A 22,899-nucleotide genomic window follows, 5' to 3' on the forward strand; every position below is an offset into this window, starting at 1 on the left:
AATTAACACCCTCTATCACCTATAATGAACAGTGCTTATTCCAATAAGTACGCATTCATAGGTTATAGGGGGTGTTTTGTGTACTATGAAATATACATAGACGTTCTGTTTGTGGTGAATATGGTAATGGACTACTTTTTGCTGCGTCTGGTAAACAGGCTTTTGGGAGGCTCTGCCACATGCCTCAGAAGCCTTGCGGGAAGCGCGATCGGTGCGGCGGGTATGTGCCTGGCGGTCTTACTGCCCTTTAGAAGTATATGGATAATTTTGCTGTTTATGCATGGGTTTATCGGTATCTTGATGGTTCGGGTGGGATGTGGCTGCAAAGGGATAAAACGTATGGTTCGGGGAGTACTTACATTATATCTTGCTGCCTTACTGGCGGGGGGCCTGATACAGGCGCTTCTGGAGACTACCAGACTGGGAAACTGGGCAAGAGAAATACTGTTGGGAGAAAGTCCTGGTGCAGTAGGAATTCGGACGTTTTTATTTCTTAGTATAGTAAGCTACTGGGCAATTATCATAGGAATAAGACTCTACGGATACCTGAAAGCTAAGGTATCGGAAATCTACGACATATCTCTTTATATCAATGGGAAATGTGAGAGGGTAAAAGGACTTTACGACACAGGAAATCATCTGCAGGATACGGCGACTCATAAACCTGTATCTGTAGTAGAGTACCAGGCGGTGAAAAAACTTCTGAGTGAGGAACAGGATATGCAGCTGCAGAATATGATGCAGTTTGGGGAGAGTGGAGATGCGGTAGAAAAGATGCATCCCCATTATGTCCTGTATCATTCTGTTGGGAAAGAACAGGGCTTGCTCCTGGCAGTGACTCTGGATATCCTGTGTGTTTCTTTGGATAGCGACAGTAAGCTGATTCAACGGCCGGTGGTGGCCTTGACAGGTGATAAACTGTCACAGGGCAATAAATTTCAAATGATTATTAATCCAAAAATCATAGACAATTGAGGAGGTTTCTTATGTATATGGACACAGCTGTGCAAAAACAAGTTCGGTTCCCTATGCTGGGATTTTCGAACATTATATTTTCAAGAGGAAAAGAAATTCACTATATCGGAGGTGCTGAGGTGCTGCCGGCGCCTCTGGATGCCCAATCAGAGGCGGAAATGATAGCGGCGCTTCAGTCTTCGGGAGGGGAAGAGGCAAGATCCAGACTGATAGAGCACAATCTCAGACTGGTAGTGTATATAGCAAAAAAATTTGATAATACAGGGGTCGGGGTGGAGGATTTGATCTCTATCGGCACCATTGGGCTGATCAAAGCAATTAATACCTTTAACCCTACCAAGAAGATTAAGCTGGCTACTTATGCATCCAGGTGTATTGAAAATGAAATTCTGATGTATCTGAGAAGAAATAACAAAACGAAGATGGAGGTCTCTATCGATGAACCTCTGAATGTGGATTGGGATGGGAATGAGCTGCTTCTCTCTGATATTCTGGGCACTGATGAAGATGTGATATACCGGGATATAGAAAATGAAGTGGAGCGAAAGCTGTTAGGCAAAGCCATCGGAAAATTGTCTGCAAGGGAGCAGACCATTATCAAGCTTCGCTTTGGAATAAATATGCCTGACGGAAGGGAAAAAACGCAGAAAGAGGTAGCGGATCTTCTGGGTATTTCCCAGTCTTACATATCCAGACTGGAAAAAAGAATTATGAAAAGGCTGAAAAAAGAGATCGTCAGATATGAATAGAGGTTTGCCCTTGACAAGAAATGTCAAGGGCTTTTATTTTTTATATTTTTTTGGAAATCGTATATTTCCATCTCTTTGTGAGAATCATTTTAATTAGTAAAACTGATTAGGAGGATTCTTACTATGGCACTGAACAAAGTTGAAATATGCGGCGTGAATACGGCAAAGCTTCCTACTCTGACAAATGAAGAAAAGGATGCTTTGTTTGAGAGAATAAAGGCGGGTGATACAGAAGCCAGAGAACTGTACATTAAGGGAAACCTCAGGTTAGTGTTAAGTGTAATCAAAAGGTTTTCGGGAAGCAATGAAAATGTAGATGATTTGTTTCAGATTGGCTGCATAGGACTGATAAAGGCAATCGATAATTTTGATACTACCTTAAACGTGAAGTTCTCTACTTATGCGGTGCCTATGATAATAGGTGAGATCCGTCGTTACCTGAGGGACAACAACAGCATACGGGTAAGCCGATCCCTCAGGGATATTGCATATAAAGCTATTTATGCCAGAGAGAATTATGTGAAAAAGAATCTGAAAGAACCAACCATCAATGAGATTGCCAGTGAGATTGGGATCGAAAAAGAGGATATCGTATACGCTCTGGATGCCATACAGAGTCCCGTGAGTCTGTACGAACCTGTCTATACAGAAGGGGGAGATACCTTGTATGTGATGGATCAGATCAGTGATAAAAAGAACAAGGAAGAGAACTGGATAGAGGACTTGTCTCTCAGAGAGGCGATGAAGAGACTGGGAGAGAGGGAGAGATATATTGTACAGCTGCGCTTCTATGAGGGGAAGACACAGATGGAGGTGGCGGAAGAGATCGGTATCTCCCAGGCGCAGGTGAGCAGGCTGGAAAAAAATGCACTGAAGAACATGAAAAATTATCTCCGGTAGATTTGTTTTCTGGGGACTTTACTATACAGATCAATTTTAGGCTGGGTTTGCGGCAGATGCGCATTCCCCAGCCCTTTAGAGAGGAGCCGGCGCAGAATACTTTGACAGTTATCTTTGGGATACAGTATAATACCATAATAACGATTGTTGAGAACCAAAGGGACGGAGGTTAGACATGGTATCCATGGAAAGGGCCCAGGAATTGCTGGAAGAGCTGGTACAGGAGATTCCCGGGGAGTATTACATAGAATTAAACGGTGGTGTAAACTTAAGCCCTGCTGTCAGGCTGAGTCCGGCAGCACAGAATCACGATCTGTATATTATGGGCCAATATCATAAGAGTTCACATCTGGGAAGAATTATCACAATCTATTACGGTTCTTTTGCAGCGCTATACCCTGAGTCTTCCGAGAGCCTTTGGAAGAAAAAACTGAGGGAGACTCTGCGTCATGAACTGACTCATCATCTGGAATCTCTGGCAGGGGAAAAGGATTTGGAGATAGAGGATGCCAGAAAGATTGCAGGATATCTAAACAGGAATAAGCGCTGAGGGAATGCCAGGGAAAAATCCGGAGATACTAACCAAAAAGGTGTAAGGTTATACCTAGAAAGGGGAGATATCGATGGAAAAATTGTTTTATCACGGTTCTGTCATAACAATGGAAGAGGATGGACTTTATGCGGAGGCGGTCCTGATAAAGGACGGGAAAATCCTTTTTGCGGGCAGCCTGAAGGAGGCAGAGGCAAAAGCGGAAGCCCCGGAGAAAATTGACTTGAAGGGACACACTCTCCTGCCGGGATTTATTGATGCCCACAGCCATTTCACAGGTGTGGCCAACGGATTGCTGCAGATATCCCTGGAGGCGTGCGGCAATTTTAAGGAGATAGAGAAAACGCTGAAACAAGAGCTTGAGGCAAGAAAACCGGCAGAGGGCAGCTGGATTCTTGTGAGAGGTTATGACCATAACCGGCTGGAGGAGAAGAGGCATCCCAGTCTGGAGCTTCTTGATCGTGTAGCACCGGAACATCCTATGGTAGTGCAGCACCAGTCCGGCCATGTAGGGATTTTCAACACCGCAGCCATGAAACAGTTGGAGATTGGGGCGGATACAGTAGTCCCTGAAGGCGGCGTAATAGAGAAGAAGGATGGGAAGCTCACCGGCTATATGGAGGAGAATGCGTTCCTGGAGTATCTAAAAAAGATACCTCTCCCCTCTGCAAAGGAGCTTTTAGACGCCTATATACGTGCCCAGGAAGTGTATGCTTCCCATGGCATAACCACAGTACAGGAGGGGATGCTAACAGAGGAGATGCTCCCTCTGTACCAAGAACTTCTGAAGTCTGGCTGTCTGAAGCTGGATCTGGTGGGATATGCCGATGCAGGCAAGGGGGAGGAGATAGCCCGGAAGCTTGCGGGCTATCTGCACACCTACAAGGGCCACTTTAAGCTCTGCGGGTATAAAATATTTTTAGACGGATCCCCCCAGGGAAGGACTGCCTGGCTGAGAGAACCGTATGAAGGGGAAAAAGAGTACCGTGGATATCCAGCTGTGAAGCAGGCTGATGTAGAAGAAACTGCAGGGATGGCGGAAAAGAACCATATGCAGCTTCTGGCTCACTGCAATGGTGACGCCGCCTGTGCTCAGTATCTGAAAGCGGTGAGGGCTGTGGAAAGCCGGCCGGGGGAAATGTTTTCCGCCTTGCGGCCGGTGATGATCCATGCCCAGATGCTGGCAAGAGATCAGATGGAAGAGGTGAAAAGATTGCAGGTGATTCCCTCCTTTTTCATTGCCCACATCTATCACTGGGGGGATACACACATTAAGAATCTGGGAAGCAGGCGGGCGGCATACATTAGTCCTGCAGGTTCTGCTTCCCGGATGGGGATTCCATTTACATTTCATCAGGATTCGCCTGTCATTTCCCCGGATATGATGGAGACCCTGTGGTGTGCAGTTAACAGGAGAACAAAGGACGGCTGTGTGCTGGGAAAGGAAGAGCGGCTTGATGTCCTAACTGCTCTGAAGGCAGTGACGGTGTATGGTGCGTATCAGTATTTTGAGGAGACAGAAAAGGGGACGCTGTCTCCGGGTAAGAAGGCGGATCTGGTGATCCTGGATCAGGATCCTCTGAAAGTCCCGCTGGAAAATTTGAAAGATATAAAAGTACTGGAGACAATAAAAGAAGGAGAAACCATTTATCGGTTATCCCTTATGTAAAAACTTCTCTTCCTGTATTTCCACTAAGATAATGTCTTCTCCAATCTGGGTAATACATTTCCATGGAATTACGAATTCGCTCACCGGTCCGAACAAATTACAGATTTTACCGGGCACGGGTATTATGATTGCGGTGATGCAGCCCGAATCCGGGTCAAATTCCAAATCCACAGGGCATCCCAGACTTTTGCAGGTGCAGACATTTATGACTTCTTTCTGCTTTAATTCACACACGCGCATAGGCAGGCCTCATAAACAGGGGATTTTATACTATTATATGGGAAGTATCTCCATTTATACCCTCCTTTCATTGACGAACAAAAGGGGATGTATTATACTTTACTTAGTATAAACAGAAGGGTTGGACACAAGATATAGCCCATTATATGTATAACGTACAGGGAAAAACAGGAGGTACTGTCCATGAGATGTCCATTTTGCAATCAGGAGAACACCAGGGTCGTGGATTCCAGGCCCGTGGAGGAGACCAATTCTATCCGCAGAAGGAGAATGTGTGATGAATGCGGGAAACGGTTTACTACGTATGAAAAGGTAGAGACGATTCCTTTGATAGTGATAAAAAAGGATCAGAGCAGAGAACAGTACAACCGCTCCAAGATAGAGGATGGAATCATGAGAGCCTGTTATAAGCGCCCCATACCGGTGCAGTCGATTACAGATGCCATTGATGATATAGAGACTGAAATCTTCAATCGGGAGGAGCGGGAAATCCCCAGTACAGAGGTTGGAGAGATTGTTATGGATCGTCTGAAAGAGCTGGATCCTGTTGCCTATGTGCGCTTTGCTTCCGTGTACAGGGAATTCAAGGATGTCAATACCTTTATGGATGAATTGAAAAAAATGCTTGGGGAGCAGTAAAAAATTACTGTGTTCGAAAAAAGATACTTGCATATAGAACAAGGATTGGATACAATGAAGAAGACAATTATATAATGAATGAGAGAACTTAAAGGAAAAGGAGATACTATGAAAAGAGTACAGAAATCTAAGATGTTTGTACTGCTTGGCTTACTTACCCTTACTATTGTACTTGGCGGATGCCAGGACAAAAAGGACAGCGGTAAAGACTCTTCTACAGACAAAAGTTCTCAGACAACCAAAACGGAACCAACCATGGGAGGTTCCATTGTAGTAGGAATTCCTCAGGATATAGAGGATAGTCTTGACCCTCACAAGGCAGTAGCGGCAGGAACAAAAGAAATCCTATTTAACATTTTTGAAGGCTTAGTAAAGCCGGATGAAACAGGAAACTTTATCGATGCGGTAGCAGAAAGCCACGCTATATCTGATGATGGAAAGACGTATACCTTCACCTTAAGGGAAGGAATCAAATTCCACAATGGAGCGGACGTTACCGTAGACGATGTAAAATATTCCATCGAACGATGCGCTGATACCTCTAACGGGGAACCGTTGGTATCAGCGTTTTCTAATATCGCCGGTGTGGAGACGCCCGACGGGAAAACAGTGGTTATCCATCTGACAGAAGCAGATACGGAATTCCTGGCCTACCTTACCACTGCCATTATTCCCAAAGACAATGAGAATCCGGATACCGATCCTATTGGTACCGGCCCCTTTCAATATGTCTCAAGGTCTCCCCAGGAGAATATTATTGTAAAAAAGTTTGCAGACTATTGGGGAACTCCCGCATATCTGGACGAGGTTACATTTAAGGTGCTATCAGACAGCAATGCCATAGTAACCGGCCTGAAAGGCGGATCGATTGATATGTTTGCCAGAATCGATTCCACCCAGTCGGCTGAGTTAAAGGACGATTTTACCATTTATGAGGGCAGTATGAATCTGATTCAGGCTTTATACCTGAATAACGCAGTGGAGCCTTTTAACAACATTAAAGTAAGACAGGCTATGTGTTATGCGGTGAACCGGCAGGAAGTCATGGATATGATTGCAGACGGCAAAGGTACGGCTATTGGCAGCAGTATGTTTCCGGCATTCGGGAAGTATTATGTGCCGGAGCTGGCGGATATGTATCCCCAGGATGTGACCAAGGCAAAAGAACTTCTGGCGGAGGCCGGATATCCGGATGGATTTGATATGACGATTACGGTGCCTTCGAATTACCAGCAGCATGTAGATACGGCTCAGGTTCTGAAGGAGCAGCTTAAGCAGATTGGAATTAACGCGGAGATACAGCTCATTGAATGGGACAGCTGGCTCAGCGATGTCTATGCGAACAGAGACTATCAGTCTACAGTAGTGGGAGTGGATGCCTCTGCTTTAACAGGTGGCGCCCTTCTGGAGAGATTTACTTCTGACTCTCCGGTAAACTTTATTAATTTTAAAAATGAAAAATACGATAGTCTTTATCAGGAGATTAAAAAGACCACAGACGATGCCCGGCAGGTAGAGCTGTACAAAGAGATGGAGACAATTCTGGCAGAGGATGCGGCGAATGTATATATTGAGGATATGGCCTGTGAGGTGGCTTTGAATCCGGAATATGACGGATATGTATTCTATCCTTTATATGTGCAGGATATGGCAAAGATCTATAAAATAAAAGAATAGCAGGGGACAGGCGGTCCTCCGGGGTACCGGAAAGGAGGAAGATGGTGTGAATATAAAATATATTGCAAAGAAAACAGGAACTCTCATTATAACATTGTTAATTGTCTCTTTTTTATCCTTCCTCGCGTTCCAGATTATTCCGGGGGATGCGGCGCTGTCTAAGCTGGGTACGGCAGCTACTGCTGAAAAGGCAGAGGCGCTGCGGCAGGAGATGGGGCTGAATCAGCCTGTGCTGGTGCGTTACGGCAGATGGCTGGCAGATTTTGTACGGGGAGATATGGGTACCTCCTACAGCTACAGTATGCCGGTGAGAGAGATGATAGGAAGCAAGCTGCCGATTACGCTGGCCATTACTATGATTTCTTTTCTGATGATTTTGATTTTGTCGGTGCCGTTGGGACTGTTGGCAGGAAAACATGAGGGTAAAAGTCTGGACCGGGCATTGACGGTTGTCAACCAGATTGTAATGTCTGTCCCGGGATTCTTCCTGGGTATTCTCATCACCTATCTGTTCGGACTTGTGCTGAAGTGGTTTGTGCCGGGAGGATATATCTCATATACAGAGAGCTTTTCCGGGTTTCTCATCTACCTTATCCCTCCGTGCATTGCCATAGCACTTCCAAAATGCGCTATGGGTGTGAAGATGCTCCGGGGATCAGTGATTCAGGAGCTGCAGTCTGATTATGTACGGACTGCCATCAGCAGAGGGTGCCGGGAAAACACGGTTTTGTACCGCCATGTGCTGAGAAACGCGTTGATTCCGGTACTTACTTTTTGGGCTATGACCATTGCCGATATCGTGGCCGGCAGCATTATTATCGAACAGGTTTTTACCATCCCAGGTTTGGGAACTATGCTGATTACTTCTATATCAAACAGAGATTATCCGGTGGTCCAGTGTATTATTGTGCTGATTGCAGGCCTTGTAGTCATTGTAAACTTTATTGTCGATCTGTTGTATAGAAGGATCGATCCCAGAATTACCGGGCAATAGACGGAAAGGAAAAGGCAATGAAGAGAAAAGAGAGAAATTATAATCTTATTCTGGGGGGCTGTTTGGCGGCTCTGATGATAGCCTTTATGGTGGTCGGCCTTTTTTACACGCCCTATGACCCGGATGCCATGAGCGGACCTTCAAAGTTTGCAGGTCCATCTCTGCAGCATCTGTTTGGCTGTGACCATTTCGGCCGGGACATTTTCAGCAGAGTCTTAACAGGCAGCGGAACCACCTTTTTTGTAGCGGTATCTACTATCGTGATCGGCGGGGGGATCGGTACGCTGGCAGGAGCCTTTACAGGTTACTTCGGAGGCTGGCTGGATGAAATCCTTATGAGAATTAATGATGCTGTGGCATCGTTTCCCAGTATATTGCTTGCATTGGTTTTCATAAGTATTTTAGGCCCTGGCAAATATAATGTGATTCTGGCTCTGGGCGTTATATTTATCCCAAGCTTCGCCAGAATAGTGAGAAGCGAGTTTATCTCCAATAAAGAGAAGGACTATGTAAAAAGTGCCAGGCTTATGGGTGCCTCTCATGTGCGGATTATGTTCGTGCATATACTTCCAAACGTGGTTCCCACCCTGCTGTCAGCGATTGCCATCGGGTTTAACAATGCCGTGCTTGCGGAAGCAGGCATGAGCTATCTGGGGATCGGTGTGCAGCCCCCGGATGCCAGTCTTGGAAGAATGCTGGCGGAGTCGCAGACGTATCTCTCAAGAGCTCCCTGGTGCGCTGTGTTTCCCGGGCTTACAGTTATCCTTTTGGTGCTTGGATTCGGACTTTTGAGTGACGGTTTGCAGAAAGGAAGGGGAAGCGTATCATGCTGGAGATAAAGCATCTGACCATTAGCTTTTATGATTCACCGGTTCCCGACGTGGTACTGTCGGACTTTTCTATGACCATGGAACCCGGGGAGATTCTTGGGATTGTGGGGGAATCGGGCTCCGGAAAGACTATGATGGCCCTGGCACTTATGGGGCTTCTGAAAAAAACAGCCAGAATAGAATCCGGAGAGATTCTCTGGATGGGCAAAGATCTCTTGCGCGCATCCGAGGAGGAACTGAGAAGCCTGCGGGGAAATGAGATCAGTATGATTTTTCAGGAGCCAATGACTTCTCTGAACCCCGTTCTCCCGGTGGGCATGCAGGTAGAAGAGAGCCTGAAGATTCACACGGATATGGGGAAGGAAGAGAGAAAGAAGAAGGCCCTGGAGATGATGAAGGCTGCAGAGCTCCCAAATCCAGGGGAGCTTTATCATAAATACCCTCATCAGCTGTCCGGGGGAATGCGCCAGAGAGTCATGATTGCATCTGCTCTGGTTCTGAATCCCAGGGTGATGATAGCAGATGAACCGACCACTGCGCTGGATGTTACCATTCAGGCTGAGATTCTGAAGCTTTTGCAAAAGATTAATAGGGAGAAGAAGACAGCTATTCTTTTTATCTCCCACGATCTTGGTGTGGTCAGAAAATTATGTGACCGGGCTCTGGTAATGCACCAGGGGGTGACTGTGGAACAGGGGAATATCGAGTCCCTTTTTGAGAGTCCGAAAGAAAATTACACCAGGAAACTTTTGTCGTCCATTCCCACCAGAGAGACCAGACTGCGGAGGAGGAAGCTGCATGAGTGATACCGTTGTGTTAGAAGTCAGACATATGAACTCTTTCTATAAGGATCCGGGGCAGAAACGTCAGCAGGTGCTGAAGGATGTTTCCTTTGTAGTTCATCAAGGAGAGATTCTCGGACTTGTGGGGGAGAGCGGGTGCGGTAAATCAACCCTCTCCAAGGCAATCCTGGGTTTTGTGAAAGATTATGAGGGAGAGATTATTCATCATACAAAGAATCCTCAGATGGTTTTTCAAGACCCCTTCAGCTCACTGAATCCAGGCAAAAAAATAGGATGGATTCTGGAGGAACCTCTCCGCCACAATTCAAGGGCAGGAAAAGCAGAGCGGCGTCAACAGGTAGAGAATATGATAGAAAGGGTTGGGCTTACCAGAGACTATCTGGAACGCTATCCCAGGGAGCTCAGCGGAGGGCAGCGCCAGAGGGTGAGCATTGCCATCTCCCTGATACAGGGATCCCGGTTTATCATTGCCGATGAACCAGTGTCTGCTCTGGATGTAACCATACAGAAGCAAATCATGGAACTAATGATTTCGCTTCAAGAGGAAATGGGGCTTTCGTATCTTTTTATCTCCCACGACCTGAATGTAATTTATCAGATGTGTGACAGAGTAATTGTAATGAAAGATGGTCAAATCGTAGAAGAGGGAGAGATTGAGGAGGTTTACAGCCATCCGAAACATCCTTATACAAAACAGCTTTTGGAATCTTCTATGGAATGGTAAACCAAATGGTAAACAAAAAAATACGGAAAAGCGCAGTGAAATCCGAAGATTTTGTTGCGTTTTTTTTTGAATAATGGTAAACTGCTTCTAATACCGTAATATAATATGAAAAAAGGAGGGTGAAGTATGAGAACATTTGAAAAATCAGGGAAACTGGAGAATGTATGCTACGACGTGCGGGGACCGGTGGTGGAAGAAGCGAGCCGTATGAGTGAGAATGGCATTGATATCCTGAAGCTGAATATTGGAAATCCGGCACCGTTTGGGTTTTCCGCACCGGAAGAAGTGATTGCAGATATGATTGCCACCCTCAGAGATTCTCAGGGATATTCCGACTCCCGGGGGATTTTTTCAGCCAGAAAGGCAATTATGCAGTATTGTCAGCTGAAGAACATTCCGGGTGTGGAAATGAACGATATTTATACGGGCAATGGTGTCAGCGAACTGATAAATATGGCTATGCAGGGATTGGTGGACGATGGAGACGAGATTCTGGTTCCCTCCCCGGACTATCCCCTGTGGACAGGGTGCGTGAATCTGTCGGGGGGGAAGGCTGTGCACTATGTATGCGACGAAGATGCGGACTGGTATCCGGATATGGACGATATCAGAAAAAAGGTTACAGATAGAACAAAAGCTATAGTCATTATCAATCCCAACAATCCTACGGGAGCTCTTTACCCCAGAGAGGTTCTGGAAGAGATTGTAGCCATTGCCAGAGAACATGAATTAATTATTTTCTCCGACGAAATCTACGATCGTCTTGTATTTGACGGGCAGGAGCATATATCCATTGCCTCGCTGGCTCCGGATTTGTTCTGTGTTACCCTAAATGGTCTGTCTAAATCTCATATGGTTGCAGGCTTCAGAATTGGTTGGATGGTGTTAAGCGGCAGAAAAACACATGTGCAGGGATACATTGAAGGATTGAATATGCTGTCTAATATGCGGCTTTGCTCCAATGTCCCGGCGCAGGCTATTGTACAGACAGCTCTGGGCGGATACCAGAGTGTGAATGAATATATTCAGCCAGGAGGAAGGATTTATGAGCAGAGGGAATACATATACGAGGCGTTGAATGATATTCCCGGAATAACGGCAAAAAAGCCAAAGGCAGCATTCTATATCTTTCCCAAGGTGGACGTCAAGAAATTTAATATAACGGACGATGAGCAGTTTTGCCTGGACTTTCTGAAGGAGAAGCGGGTATTGCTGGTACATGGGGGCGGTTTTAACTGGGAAGAACCGGATCATTTCAGGATCGTATATCTGCCGGCCCAGCCCCAGCTGGAAGATGCAGTGGGAAAATTAGGGGACTTTTTAGAGCATTACAGACAGTAGATCTTAAACGGCGGAGAGTTTCCGCCGTTTTACTATGTAGAGAAACTGTCTATATTGCTGTGAGTATAGCATTTCTGTGAGGAGGAGAGAGATTGGATGATCATAAAGAAAAAATATAAGGGAATACTCTGTATTCTGTCGGCGGCGTTCTGGTTCGCACTTATGAGTCTTTGTGTGCGGCTTTCCGGAGATCTGCCCTCGGTACAAAAAAGCTTTTTCAGAAATCTGGTGGCATTTTTTTTTGCGGCCTTTATTCTTTTCAGAGAAAAAGAATGGTTTTCCGGGGAGAAAGGCAATATAAAATACCTGATCCTGCGTTCTTTGTTCGGAACCATAGGAATCTTAGGCAATTTTTATGCGGTGGATCACCTGATGCTGGCAGATGCCACCATGCTGAATAAAATGTCCCCATTTTTTGCCATTGTCTTCAGCTATTTTCTTCTGAAAGAAAAGGTTAGGCCTTTTCAAATCTTTGCTGTAGCAATTGCTTTTGGGGGAAGTATGCTGATTGTAAAACCTGCCGTTCTGGGAATGGACATAATTCCCGCATTTATAGGCCTTTTGGGAGGGATAGGTGCGGGTGCCGCTTACACTATGGTTCGGATACTGGGAGAGCGGAAAGAAAAGGGAGCGTTTATTGTCTTTTTCTTTTCCGGATTCTCCTGTCTTGTTACCCTGCCGTTTCTTGTATGGCAGTTTCATCCCATGAGCTTTGGGCAGACAGCCATTCTTCTCCTGGCCGGACTCTGTGCCGCAGGAGGGCAGTTTTCCATCACAGCTGCATACTATTATGCACCGGCCAGAGAAGTATCGGTTTATGATTATACGCAGGTGGTATTTTCTGCTGTCCTGGGATATTTTATCTTTGGACAGGTTCCGGATGTATATAGCTGGCTGGGGTATTTGGTAATCTGCGGGATGGGCGTGTTGATGTTTTTGTATCAGAACAGGTGGATGGCGCGGGGACGTTGAGAGTAATCCCGCGGCAGCTGACTGCATTGGACAGGAGAAAGGCCTGCATCCCCACATTACCGGGAGCATGATGCTCTCAGACTATCCGCTGTAAGGGTTTTTGCGTTCTTTACCATTTCCATTGGTGTTCCCATGAATATCACCTCGCCGCCATTTTTGCCTCCGTCCGGACCTATATCTATGATCCAGTCGGCTTGCTTCACCACATCCAGGTTGTGCTCAATTACTACCAGGGTGTTTCCCAGGGACACAAGTGTGTCGAACAGCTTTAACAGGTTTTGGATATCGGACATGTGCAGCCCTGTGGTCGGCTCATCCATGATGATAATGCTTCCCTTTTTTCCGAGATTCTTTGCCAGCTTGATTCTTTGACGTTCTCCCCCTGACAGGGTGCTGAGCGGCTGTCCTAAAGTCAGATAGCCTAATCCCACCATCTGCATCTGCTCTAGATGTTTTTTAATCTTAGTATTCTCGAATATATCCATTGCCTGTGCTGCAGTAAGGTTCAGCAGTTGGACGATATTTTTTCCTTTGTAGGTACAGGTCAGGGCTTCCTTGTTATACCGTACTCCGCCGCAGGTCTCACACTCTGTGATTATTGGGTCCATAAAAGCGAGTTCAGTAACAATGACGCCTTTTCCTCTGCACACCGGGCAGGCGCCTATGGAATTGAAACTGAACCATCCATCTTCTTTGCTATTTTCTCTAGCCAGCAGTTTCCGTATTTCATCAAAAAAGCCAAGGTATGAGGCGGGAGTGGAACGGTTTGTTGCCTTGATTGGGCTCTGGTCAATTATCACAACTTCATTTTCATACTGTTTGGCAAATACCCGGGAGATCAGGGTGCTTTTTCCTGAACCGGCTACGCCGGTCACAGCAGTCATTATACCCAGCGGGATATCCACATCTACATGCTTTAAATTATGCAGACAGGCGTCCCGCACCGGAAGACTGCCCACTGGCTGGCGGGGTGTCTGCCTGACCGGCAAAATCTGGAGCAAGGCTTTTCCGGTCAGTGTGTTTGACCGGAGCAAGTCCGGATAACTGCCTGCAAAAACGATTTCCCCTCCGTTTTGTCCGGCCTGCGGTCCCACATCAATCACATAATCGGCAATGGAGATCACATCTTTATCATGTTCTACCACAAGAACTGTATTGCCTTTATCGCGGAGCTGTTTCAAAAGGCTGTTCATACGGTAGACGTCACGGGGATGCATCCCGGAGCTGGGTTCATCAAATATATAGGTCATCCCCGTCAGGCTGCTGCCCATGTACCGTACCAGCTTCAGTCTCTGTGCTTCCCCGCCGGACAGAGACGGTGTTTCCCGGTTCAGATGAAGATAGGGCAGTCCGATCTCTATCATTCTGTCCAGCCCTTCTATGAGTGTCTGTATGAGCACATCTACAGTTGGGACTGACAGCTGAGACAGCACTTCTCTCAGCTGTGTCAGTTCCATGTCGCACATGTCTGCGATGGAATATCCCTCTATTTTGCAGCGCAGCGCAGCCTCACTTAAACGCTGTCCCCGGCAGCTGGTACATTCTATCTCTGAAATCAGGGTTTGGGACTTTTCCTGAGTGTGTTTACTTTTGATACTAATATCACGATTTAAGAGAGTTTTTGTATACTTATGGATTAATCCGGTTACTTTAGGATTTTCAGGCTCGTCTTTGCCGTTCTGAGAACCATACATAAGAAGATTGTATTCTTCTCTGGAATACTCTTTAATTGGCTTATCAAGGTCAAACAGGCCAGAGTCTGCATACTGTCTCCAGTACCAGGAGCCTGGACGATATAAAGAATCCTTTAGGCAGCCCTGATTCCATGATTTGTTCATATCTAAAATGGAAGCTATATTAACTTCTGAAATTCTGCCAAGCCCGGAACAGGTTTTGCACATTCCGTTGGGATCGTTAAAAGAAAAGTAAGATGCCGTGCCTGCATAAGGCTTTCCTAATCTAGAAAACAACAGCCGCAGACTGGAGTACAGACCGCTGACGGTCCCTACCGTTGAGCGGGCATTTCCTCCCAGAGGAGACTGATCTACAACCACTGACGCTGTCAGATTATCTATTCGTTCCACCGACGGCTTGGGGTACTTAGGCAGCCTTGAACGCACAAATGCCGGATAGGTGGCATTCATCTGACGCTGGGACTCTGCGGCGATAGTATCAAAGACAATGCTGGATTTACCGGAGCCGGACACACCGGTAAAAACTGTGATTTTTTCTTTTGGTATAGTAAATGTAATATGTTTTAAATTATTTTGGGTAAGTCCCTGCACAATGATATCTGTCATCTGAGTACACCTCTTTTTCTGTTTTATCATACCCTGCGGCAAGGTATACAGCACTCACCGCATTCTAAGGATAGTTTCTGGGTACATCGTATCAGAAGAGGCCGCCCTGTTCATGATATTTTTTGCGGAGTTTGCCCCATTAAATTCATTTAATGCTCTTTATGTAATTCTCTCTAAAACGATTCGCCCATTTTTTATCCTGAAACACCTCCTCAGAAAATAATTCCTCCAGAATCTGCTTGTATTCCTCTACAGTGCATACGCACAGAGGGAGAGGATATTTTTTGTATATATCGTCTGCCATATCCAGCTTGTAGTGGCCTTTTAGGGACCGCAGTCCCGATATCATTTCGCTGTCCGGGCAAGGGGGCACGAAAAGGGCTTTCAGGTCTTTTTTTGAATAAATGCCCTGAAGTCCGTAGCAATAGGCGGTGTAATTATCAATGCACCCGCTGAACTCATAGTAGGCGGCCAGAAGAAGCTGAGACAGGGCGTTTTCTGGCTGATTCTTTTGACAGTAAGCGCTATAACTGCTCAGGCAGTCGTTTTTTAACTGTGAAAAATCGGTATAGGCAGAATAAGTACTCATAGAAAACCTCCTTCTTATGGGCAAGAATATCATACAAAAAATGAAAAATCAATCAAAGAATTACCGCTAAAATGCGGGGAATGGGGACGAATTAAGATAAAATTAAGAATATCTTTGGAAAGGTGCCACCGAATTATTAAAAACTTAGGACTATACTCATACTGTTGTAAAAAGTCAGAATATGACGAATGAAGGTGAGGAAGACTGTGTGGAACTATTAGAAAAAATAAAGCAGCAGAGCGGTCTGCGGGGGAGTCAGACTGCTTTTATTGGGGAGGGGGAGAGTCTTACTTACAGGCAGATAGAAGAATACTCCGGCCGGCTGGGGGGATGGCTTTTAGATTCTTTTCCTGAGGAGAAAGGACCTGTGGTGGTTTACGGACATAAAAATCCATATATGCTGGTATGTTTTTTGGCCTGTGTAAAAGCAGGGCGGGCCTATTGTCCGGTGGATCTGTCCGTGCCTTATGCAAGAGTCAGAGATATTATTCAGGCGGTACAGCCTCCGGTTATTTTTGCGGTGGGCCCCACACCTCAGGACACAGAAGCATCTCTGACCCTGAACAGAATAAGAGCGCTGGGGAAAGAATACCCCAGAGCGGCCGGCAGGGAGCACTGGGTGAAGGCCGAGGACATTTTTTATATTATTTTCACCTCCGGCAGCACAGGCACACCAAAAGGCGTGGAAATTACATATGAGTGTCTGAACCGGTTTCTGGACTGGTCAAAGGATTTGGGGACACCAGAAGAGGAGAAGTCCGGAAAGGTATTTTTAAACCAGGCCCCCTTTTCCTTTGACCTTTCCGTTATGGACCTGTATACTTGCCTCTTCTGTGGGGGAACGCTGCGGGCGCTGGACAAAAAAACACAGGGCGACTACGGCGTGCTGCTGCAGGAACTGAAAGAGTCCCGGGCGGCTGTTTGGGTTTCCACTCCATCTTTTGCGGATATCTGTCTGGCAGACAGCAAATTTAATGGTGAACTTATGGAAAGGCTGGAAGTGTTCCTGTTCTGCGGCGAGATTCTGACCAACCAGACAGCCTTAAGGCTGAAGGAACGGTTTCCTCATGCAAAGGTAATGAACACCTATGGCCCCACGGAGTCTACGGTAGCGGTAACAGAGGTTGAGATTACTGAGTGGATGGGGGAACATGAAGTACCCCTGCCGGTAGGCAGGGCAAAGCCGGGAACCAGGATAGAGATCCGGAATCAGGAGGGCGCTGAGGTTCCTGACGGTGAAACGGGAGAGATTGTGATTATAGGAGATACTGTAAGCACCGGATACTACGGACAGTCATCCCTGACAGAACAGGCGTTTTTTCAGGAAAGGGGCGGGGTCCGGGGATATTATACACAGGATCAGGGATATAAAAAAGACGGAATGCTGTACTTTGGAGGGCGTATGGACTTTCAGGTCAAGCTTCACGGATACCGTATCGAACTGGGGGATATTGAAAATAATCTGCGGATTCTGCCAGGGATCCGTCAGGCAGTGGTGATGCCCAGATGGGAAGAGGAAAAAGTAAAGAGCCTGGTTGCTTTTCTGACTTGGGAACCTGACGCTGTGCCGGCAGGGGCAAAGCCTTTTCAAATCTCGCAGGAGATTAAACGGCAGCTGAAGGAATATCTGCCTGATTACATGATACCCAAAAAGATTATTTTCCTGGATAAGATTCCGGTCAATACAAACGGAAAGGCAGATCGGGCGTATCTGAAAGGACTTCTGGAATGAGTTTTTATACAGATTTTATCTTCTTTCTTTGGCTGCTGATTCTGCTGATTCCGGCCTTTGTGCTGGGCATCCGGGAAAAAAGCCTAAGGATCTATACGGCGGTGTCTTCCCTGTTTATCATCTGGCTGGTGCTGAGGGGGGATTTGAGACAGCTGGCTTTCCTGGCTCTGTTTTATGTTCTGCAGCTGCATATTGTAAAGATATATCTGAGACTGCGAAGAATATACGGACGGAATGCTGTAATTTATGGCCATTTCATTCTTTTGTCTCTGCTGCCGCTGATTTTATGCAAGCTTTCGGGAATCCTGCCCTTTCATCTGTTCAATTTTCTGGGAATCTCTTATCTTACTTTTAAGGGGCTTCAGATAATTATAGAGACTTATGACGGGGTAATCCAGGAGATTGATGTTTTGTCGTTTACCTCCTTTCTTCTGTTCTTTCCCGCTATCAGCAGCGGTCCCATCGACAGAAGCCGAAGATTCGGGGAAGATTACAACCGTACGCTTTCCAGGACAGAATATCTGGAAATGGCGGGCAGAGGGTTGGAAAAAATACTCCTGGGCATGGTGTATAAATTTGTTTTGGCCGCCCTGCTTCATGAGGGCGTAGACTATTTTGTGTCCGGAAGTGGTTGGTATGAGGTTGCGGCCTATGCTTACTTCTATGGATTCTACATGTTTTTTGACTTCGCGGGATACAGTCTTATGGCAATCGGAACCAGTTATTTTTTCGGAATCAAAACGCCGGAGAATTTCAATAAACCATTTATTAGCAGAGATATGAAGGAGTTCTGGGATCGATGGCATATCACCTTGTCCCACTGGTTCAGGGATTTTATCTTCTCCCGCTTTATGATGAAGTCCATCAGAAAGAAATGGTTTTCCACCCGCCTGCAGGGCGCAGCGGCAGGATTCATTGTAAACATGCTCATTATGGGAATGTGGCATGGGATTTCCTTGTCCTATCTCTGCTACGGCTTATACCACGGCTGCCTTTTGGCAGCAACTGAGGTATATCAGAAAAAATCTAAATTTTATAAAAAGTATAAAAAATCAGTCTGGTATCAGGGAGTATCCTGGAGCATTACTCTTCAGCTGGTAATGTTCGGGTTCCTTATATTTTCAGGGCGTTTCCTGGAGCTGGTACAGGGACTGCAATAAAAAGGGAGGAACACAGAATGCAGGAAAAATTAATAGATATATTAGAAAGAATTTGTGAGGATGAGGTTGTGAGGGAGGATCTGGATCTGGATCTTTTTGAGGCAGGTTTGCTGGATTCTCTGGGGTTTACAGAGCTTCTGGTGGATATTGAAGATACCTTCGGCATTGTTATTTCCCCCTCAGAAGTAGAAAGAGAAGAGATGGCAACCGCCAATAAAATTCTGGCGCTGCTTGCCGAGCGGGGCTGATATGAGGCGGGTGATCGCATTTTTTACGGCCCTTGTGTTTTTTGGAGCGGCTGTTTTGGGGATGCATAGGTACGGGAAGTCACAGCTTGAGGCAGAACCCTCGGCAGTGGGAACCTGGACCAGTGAAGCAAAATTCAAATCGTGGGAGGCGATCCGAGAGAATGTAGATGAGAACACTATGGTAGTATTCGGATCGTCGGAGCTGGAGCACGGCAAGGGCACTCCCTTTCATCCGGAAGCGGTATTCTCTGGTCAGGAGTTTCATACCATGCTGATAGGAGCCGGATATTATCAAAGTCTGTCTCACGCAATTACCCTGTCAGCCATTGCCCCGGCGATTCAGAACCAAAAGGCAGTGCTGATTCTCTCCCCCCAATGGTTCCGAAAAAAGGGAGTGCCTTCCAAAGCATATGCGTCCCGGTTTTCGGAGTCCAGCTATGTGGCTATGCTGAAAAACAAAAATCTTTCTCAAAAAACAAAAGATTATATTGCTCAGAGGACCATTACACTTCTGGAAGAGGATCCGAAAACCCAGGAGAGGGTAAAATCCTACAATAAGATATACTTAAAAAAGAAGGGCAGCCTGCCGGAGCACCTTTACTGTGCCCTTTATTCCGGTTTTATGGATGAAAAGGCAATGCAGACAGCTGTGGCCGGAATGAAAGCAGACGGGATTTCCAGCGGAAAGGGTAAGCCGTCCGGGAATTCGGCCATTGATTTTGAGAGGCTGAGGGCTGAAGCGGAGGCAGAAGGGGCAGAGGAGACAAAGGGTAATGAGTTTAATATTAAGGACAAATATTTCAGCAAACTCCAAAAAAAGGGGGTAAAGAAAAGGGAAAATTCAGGCACCAAAAGCAGCTACAGCAAATCTCCGGAATATGATGATCTGAGGTGCTTCCTGGATGTTTGCAGGGAGAATGGAATTACGCCTCTCCTGGTAAATGTTCCTGTAAATGGCTGGTGGTACGATTATACAGGGTTTTCTAAGGAGAAAAGGAACGAGTACTATCAGAACATCAGGGATATTGCAAAAGAGTATCAGGTAGTACTGGCAGATTATTCGGATAGAGAATATGAAAAATATTTTCTTGAAGATACCATGCATTTGGGATGGAAAGGATGGGTTGATGTGAGTGAAAGCATTTATAACTTTGCAAAACAAACTGAAAAATAGCAGAACGTTAAGGTTTGCGGCAGAGGTTCTGTTTTTTTTGATGTGTATGCTGATACTTTACGCTTACCTCCTCTATGCAGACTTGTCTACAGCGCCGGAATTTATATACAGCCAATTTTAATGGGATGAAAAAAATATTATTTTATCATACAAATATGAGAGAGATATTGAAAAATATTTTCAAGTATGATATGCTGTCCTTATAAAGCGTGAAAACGTGTAAGATTAGGGAGGCTGGGCTATGGTAGAAATTAGTTGTATTGAAAAGATTCGGGGAAAAGAAAAGCTGTTGACTAACACTGAAAAAAAAATAGCAGAATATGTTCTGAACCATTACGATAAAGTTTTAACTTATAATATTACTGAGCTGGCAGAAAGCGCAGGCGTCAGCGATGCTTCTGTCGTTCGCTTTTGCAAAAGCATCGGCTACAAGGGATATCAGGATTTTAAGATAAATGCTGCGAAGGATGTGCTCCCCAGGGAAAAACATTTTAATCCCAGTATTGAACAGTTTGATGACGTGGAGACAATCTGCAAAAAAATCTTCAGTTCAGAGATTACAGTACTGAACCGTACACTTGCCGGTTTGGAGAGAGGAACTCTGGAAAAGGTTGCAGATATGATTCGCCAGGCAGATAAGATTGTCTTTTTCGGCAGCGGCGGAAGTCTGCTTGTTGGCAAGGACGCACAGCATAAATTTATGAAAATAGGAATCCGTACTTATGTCTATGAAGACATTGATATGCAGCTGATGGCTTCTTCTTTGCTAGAAAAGGGGGATGTTGCCTTCTGCATATCCCACTCGGGCAGTAATTATAATGTCCTGAACTGCATGAAAAATGCCGAAAGCAAGGGGGCAGGTACTATTGCTTTAGTCAGTCAGGGGAAGACACCCCTATCCAAGACCGCAGATGTGGTTTTGTATACTGCTGCAGAAGAGACCATGTTTAAGTCCGAATCTGTGAGCACAAGGATAGCGCAGCTGGCTATGATTGATGTGATAGTGGCAATTATTGCATTTTCTGACTATGACAAGTCTTATGCAGCTATACAGGAGACCAGGGAGGCGACTTCTCAGAATAAATTTTAGGTCAGTAGGTCGTTCATTGCATGGTACAAATTCCGGACATACAGGAAACAGAAGTAAGAACAGCAGGTATCTGCAGCCATTGGAGTGCTGCTGCCTGCTGTTCTTACTTTTATTTCCTGCGTATCTGAAAGCTGTGTTTCGAGGCTTCTGGGAAGGAGTCCCGGAAATTCTTAAAGGTAAGAAATGTGAAAAAAAACTACAAAAATAATAATAGATAAGAAAAAATAAATTCAAATATATTGTAAAAAAGTTTCAAGCATATACATAAAAACCTAAAAAACCCCCATAATTATTCCTAAACTGTGAAATTACACAAAAAATCAAATGGTATTTGAAAAAATATTACAAAAATAAAAAATACTATTGAAAAAAGTTTTCAGAAGTGCTATGATTCATTCATAGGAACCTAGGAAAATAAGAACAGAATAAGGAAGATAAAGGAGTGGTTAAAATGAGAGCAGTTGTCCTAAACGGCCCGAATGATTTTAAAGCTGCGGAAGTGGAAAGGCCGGAGATTGGTGACAATGATATCCTTCTGCAGATGAAAAAAGCAGCTATCTGCGGAACGGATATGCGCATACTGGCAGGTACTAAGACAAAAGGGGTGCGTTATCCTTCCATCATCGGTCATGAAATGTGCGGTCTGATTTGTGAGGTTGGCAAGAATGTGAAAGGCTTTGAAGTAGGAGAAAAGGTATCTATTGCAAATGTAATCCCCTGTCATTCCTGTCACAGCTGTCTGACCGGAAGAGAAAATGCCTGTATGAACAGAAAAGCAATCGGATATGAGTTCGACGGAGGCTTTGCGGAATATGTACTAATTCCTGGCATTGCAATTGAGAGCGGCAATGTGGTGAAGCTTCCTGAAGATGTTTCCTTTGAAGAGGGTGCATTGATAGAACCCCTTTCCTGCTGTATCAGAGGCTTGAAAAATGCAGGAACAGGATTTAACGATTCCGTATTAATTGTGGGGGCAGGTCCCATCGGACTGATGCATCTGCAGCTGTCCAAAATTGTAGGAGCTAAGAAAGTAATTGTAAGTGAACCGATAGCTTCCAGAAGAGAAAAGGCGGAGAAGCTGGGAGCTGATCTGGTGATTGACCCCACAAAAGAAAACCTGGCTGACATAGTAATGAGAGAAACGGACAGTCTGGGAATGGATGTAATCGTGATGGCCATCGGTGTCCCGGCAATCATCAATTCCACCTTAAAGCTCTGCCGCAAGGGCGGAACCGTAAACTTATTTGCCGGATTTGCCGGAACCGGGGAATCTACCATTGAGGTAAATACCATCCATTACAATGAAATTAATGTAAACGGCAGTACGGCATACAAGAGAGAAGATTATTTTGAAGCAGCTGATATGGTGAAAAACAAGAAAGTTAATTTGAAAGAAATTGTGACACATACTTTCAAAATAGATGATTTCCAGGATGCATACGAAGTATGCAAAAGCGGTTCTGGATTAAAGGTACTCATAGAACCGTAGACAGAATTACAGCGGTATGTATAAAATTTAGTTTACATAAAAAGGAGAATAATT

Annotated in this window: 22 protein-coding genes; 19 read left to right on the plus strand and 3 right to left on the minus strand. The window is 45.4% G+C overall.

Annotation, left to right across the window (positions count from 1 at the left end):
- Nucleotides 1-78: 78 nt before the first annotated feature.
- From ACGHCT_RS07935 to ACGHCT_RS07955, 5 genes are all read left to right on the plus strand, one after another.
- Nucleotides 79-975: a sigma-E processing peptidase SpoIIGA gene (locus ACGHCT_RS07935; RefSeq protein WP_390439357.1), complete on the plus strand. Its 897-nt coding sequence runs from the start codon at nucleotides 79-81 to the stop codon at nucleotides 973-975.
- Nucleotides 976-1,028: 53 nt separating this feature from the next.
- On the plus strand, nucleotides 1,029-1,724 hold the full coding sequence (sigE, locus tag ACGHCT_RS07940) for an RNA polymerase sporulation sigma factor SigE (protein WP_341443331.1): 696 nt from the start codon (nucleotides 1,029-1,031) through the stop codon (nucleotides 1,722-1,724).
- A gap of 123 nt (nucleotides 1,725-1,847) precedes the next feature.
- Nucleotides 1,848-2,624, plus strand: coding sequence for an RNA polymerase sporulation sigma factor SigG (gene sigG / locus ACGHCT_RS07945; protein WP_072848260.1), 777 nt, complete (start codon nucleotides 1,848-1,850; stop codon nucleotides 2,622-2,624).
- A gap of 175 nt (nucleotides 2,625-2,799) precedes the next feature.
- Complete coding sequence (locus ACGHCT_RS07950) at nucleotides 2,800-3,174, plus strand: metallopeptidase family protein (RefSeq protein WP_072848259.1); 375 nt, start codon at nucleotides 2,800-2,802, stop codon at nucleotides 3,172-3,174.
- Between the two features lie 73 nt (nucleotides 3,175-3,247).
- Entirely contained in the window at nucleotides 3,248-4,843 is a 1,596-nt protein-coding gene (locus tag ACGHCT_RS07955) for an amidohydrolase (RefSeq protein ID WP_154256378.1), read from the plus strand.
- Here the strand turns inward: ACGHCT_RS07955 and ACGHCT_RS07960 are convergent.
- Nucleotides 4,829-5,083, minus strand: coding sequence for a YlmC/YmxH family sporulation protein (locus ACGHCT_RS07960; RefSeq protein WP_072848256.1), 255 nt, complete (start codon nucleotides 5,081-5,083; stop codon nucleotides 4,829-4,831). The genes ACGHCT_RS07955 and ACGHCT_RS07960 overlap by 15 nt on opposite strands.
- Nucleotides 5,084-5,266: 183 nt before the next feature.
- Here ACGHCT_RS07960 and nrdR point away from each other — a divergent pair, with 183 nt between their 5' ends.
- The 8 genes from nrdR to ACGHCT_RS08000 all read left to right on the plus strand — a co-directional run bounded on the left by nrdR (nucleotide 5,267) and on the right by ACGHCT_RS08000 (nucleotide 13,063).
- Entirely contained in the window at nucleotides 5,267-5,722 is a 456-nt protein-coding gene (gene nrdR / locus ACGHCT_RS07965) for a transcriptional regulator NrdR (RefSeq protein WP_072848255.1), read from the plus strand.
- 108 nt (nucleotides 5,723-5,830) lie between these two features.
- Nucleotides 5,831-7,399, plus strand: a complete 1,569-nt coding sequence (locus ACGHCT_RS07970; protein ID WP_072848253.1) for an ABC transporter substrate-binding protein — start codon at nucleotides 5,831-5,833, stop codon at nucleotides 7,397-7,399.
- 46 nt (nucleotides 7,400-7,445) lie between these two features.
- Complete coding sequence (locus ACGHCT_RS07975) at nucleotides 7,446-8,393, plus strand: ABC transporter permease (protein WP_341443302.1); 948 nt, start codon at nucleotides 7,446-7,448, stop codon at nucleotides 8,391-8,393.
- 17 nt (nucleotides 8,394-8,410) lie between these two features.
- Nucleotides 8,411-9,232: an ABC transporter permease gene (locus tag ACGHCT_RS07980; RefSeq protein ID WP_072848252.1), complete on the plus strand. Its 822-nt coding sequence runs from the start codon at nucleotides 8,411-8,413 to the stop codon at nucleotides 9,230-9,232.
- The gene (locus ACGHCT_RS07985) at nucleotides 9,220-10,029 is read left to right on the plus strand and encodes an ABC transporter ATP-binding protein (protein WP_390439362.1); all 810 of its coding nucleotides are present in this window, start codon (nucleotides 9,220-9,222) and stop codon (nucleotides 10,027-10,029) included. The genes ACGHCT_RS07980 and ACGHCT_RS07985 overlap by 13 nt, the downstream gene beginning before the upstream one ends.
- A complete protein-coding gene (locus ACGHCT_RS07990) occupies nucleotides 10,022-10,750 on the plus strand; it encodes an ABC transporter ATP-binding protein (protein WP_072848249.1) in 729 nt (242 codons plus the stop codon). Before ACGHCT_RS07985 ends, ACGHCT_RS07990 begins: the two co-directional genes overlap by 8 nt.
- Nucleotides 10,751-10,876: 126 nt before the next feature.
- Nucleotides 10,877-12,091 carry an aminotransferase class I/II-fold pyridoxal phosphate-dependent enzyme gene (locus ACGHCT_RS07995; protein ID WP_072848248.1) on the plus strand — a complete coding sequence of 405 codons (1,215 nt, stop codon included), beginning with the start codon at nucleotides 10,877-10,879 and terminating at the stop codon, nucleotides 12,089-12,091.
- A 96-nt stretch (nucleotides 12,092-12,187) separates the two neighbouring features.
- Nucleotides 12,188-13,063 (plus strand): DMT family transporter, encoded by an 876-nt coding sequence (locus ACGHCT_RS08000; protein ID WP_072848247.1) that lies wholly within the window; start codon nucleotides 12,188-12,190, stop codon nucleotides 13,061-13,063.
- Nucleotides 13,064-13,119: 56 nt separating this feature from the next.
- Here ACGHCT_RS08000 and ACGHCT_RS08005 read toward each other — a convergent pair whose 3' ends face one another.
- Together ACGHCT_RS08005 and ACGHCT_RS08010 are read right to left on the minus strand one after the other, a co-directional pair.
- On the minus strand, nucleotides 13,120-15,363 hold the full coding sequence (locus ACGHCT_RS08005) for an ATP-binding cassette domain-containing protein (RefSeq protein WP_390439365.1): 2,244 nt from the start codon (nucleotides 15,361-15,363) through the stop codon (nucleotides 13,120-13,122).
- 145 nt (nucleotides 15,364-15,508) lie between these two features.
- Nucleotides 15,509-15,952, minus strand: coding sequence for a hypothetical protein (locus ACGHCT_RS08010; protein ID WP_390439367.1), 444 nt, complete (start codon nucleotides 15,950-15,952; stop codon nucleotides 15,509-15,511).
- A 208-nt stretch (nucleotides 15,953-16,160) separates the two neighbouring features.
- Between ACGHCT_RS08010 and dltA the strand changes: the two genes are divergently transcribed.
- From dltA to ACGHCT_RS08040, 6 genes are all read left to right on the plus strand, one after another.
- Nucleotides 16,161-17,684 carry a D-alanine--poly(phosphoribitol) ligase subunit DltA gene (dltA, locus tag ACGHCT_RS08015; RefSeq protein ID WP_226902867.1) on the plus strand — a complete coding sequence of 508 codons (1,524 nt, stop codon included), beginning with the start codon at nucleotides 16,161-16,163 and terminating at the stop codon, nucleotides 17,682-17,684.
- Complete coding sequence (dltB, locus tag ACGHCT_RS08020; RefSeq protein WP_390439369.1) at nucleotides 17,681-18,844, plus strand: D-alanyl-lipoteichoic acid biosynthesis protein DltB; 1,164 nt, start codon at nucleotides 17,681-17,683, stop codon at nucleotides 18,842-18,844. The genes dltA and dltB overlap by 4 nt, the downstream gene beginning before the upstream one ends.
- 17 nt (nucleotides 18,845-18,861) lie before the next feature.
- The gene (gene dltC, locus ACGHCT_RS08025; protein ID WP_072848237.1) at nucleotides 18,862-19,092 is read left to right on the plus strand and encodes a D-alanine--poly(phosphoribitol) ligase subunit DltC; all 231 of its coding nucleotides are present in this window, start codon (nucleotides 18,862-18,864) and stop codon (nucleotides 19,090-19,092) included.
- 1 nt (nucleotide 19,093) lies between these two features.
- Nucleotides 19,094-20,266, plus strand: coding sequence for a D-alanyl-lipoteichoic acid biosynthesis protein DltD (gene dltD / locus ACGHCT_RS08030; RefSeq protein ID WP_390439372.1), 1,173 nt, complete (start codon nucleotides 19,094-19,096; stop codon nucleotides 20,264-20,266).
- A 241-nt stretch (nucleotides 20,267-20,507) separates the two neighbouring features.
- The gene (locus ACGHCT_RS08035; RefSeq protein ID WP_072848233.1) at nucleotides 20,508-21,356 is read left to right on the plus strand and encodes a MurR/RpiR family transcriptional regulator; all 849 of its coding nucleotides are present in this window, start codon (nucleotides 20,508-20,510) and stop codon (nucleotides 21,354-21,356) included.
- A 451-nt stretch (nucleotides 21,357-21,807) separates the two neighbouring features.
- Entirely contained in the window at nucleotides 21,808-22,845 is a 1,038-nt protein-coding gene (locus ACGHCT_RS08040) for a zinc-dependent dehydrogenase (protein ID WP_072848230.1), read from the plus strand.
- Nucleotides 22,846-22,899: the final 54 nt, after the last annotated feature.

It is taken from the genome of Lactonifactor longoviformis, assembly GCF_042848515.1.
Lineage (GTDB): Bacteria > Bacillota > Clostridia > Lachnospirales > Lachnospiraceae > Lactonifactor > Lactonifactor longoviformis.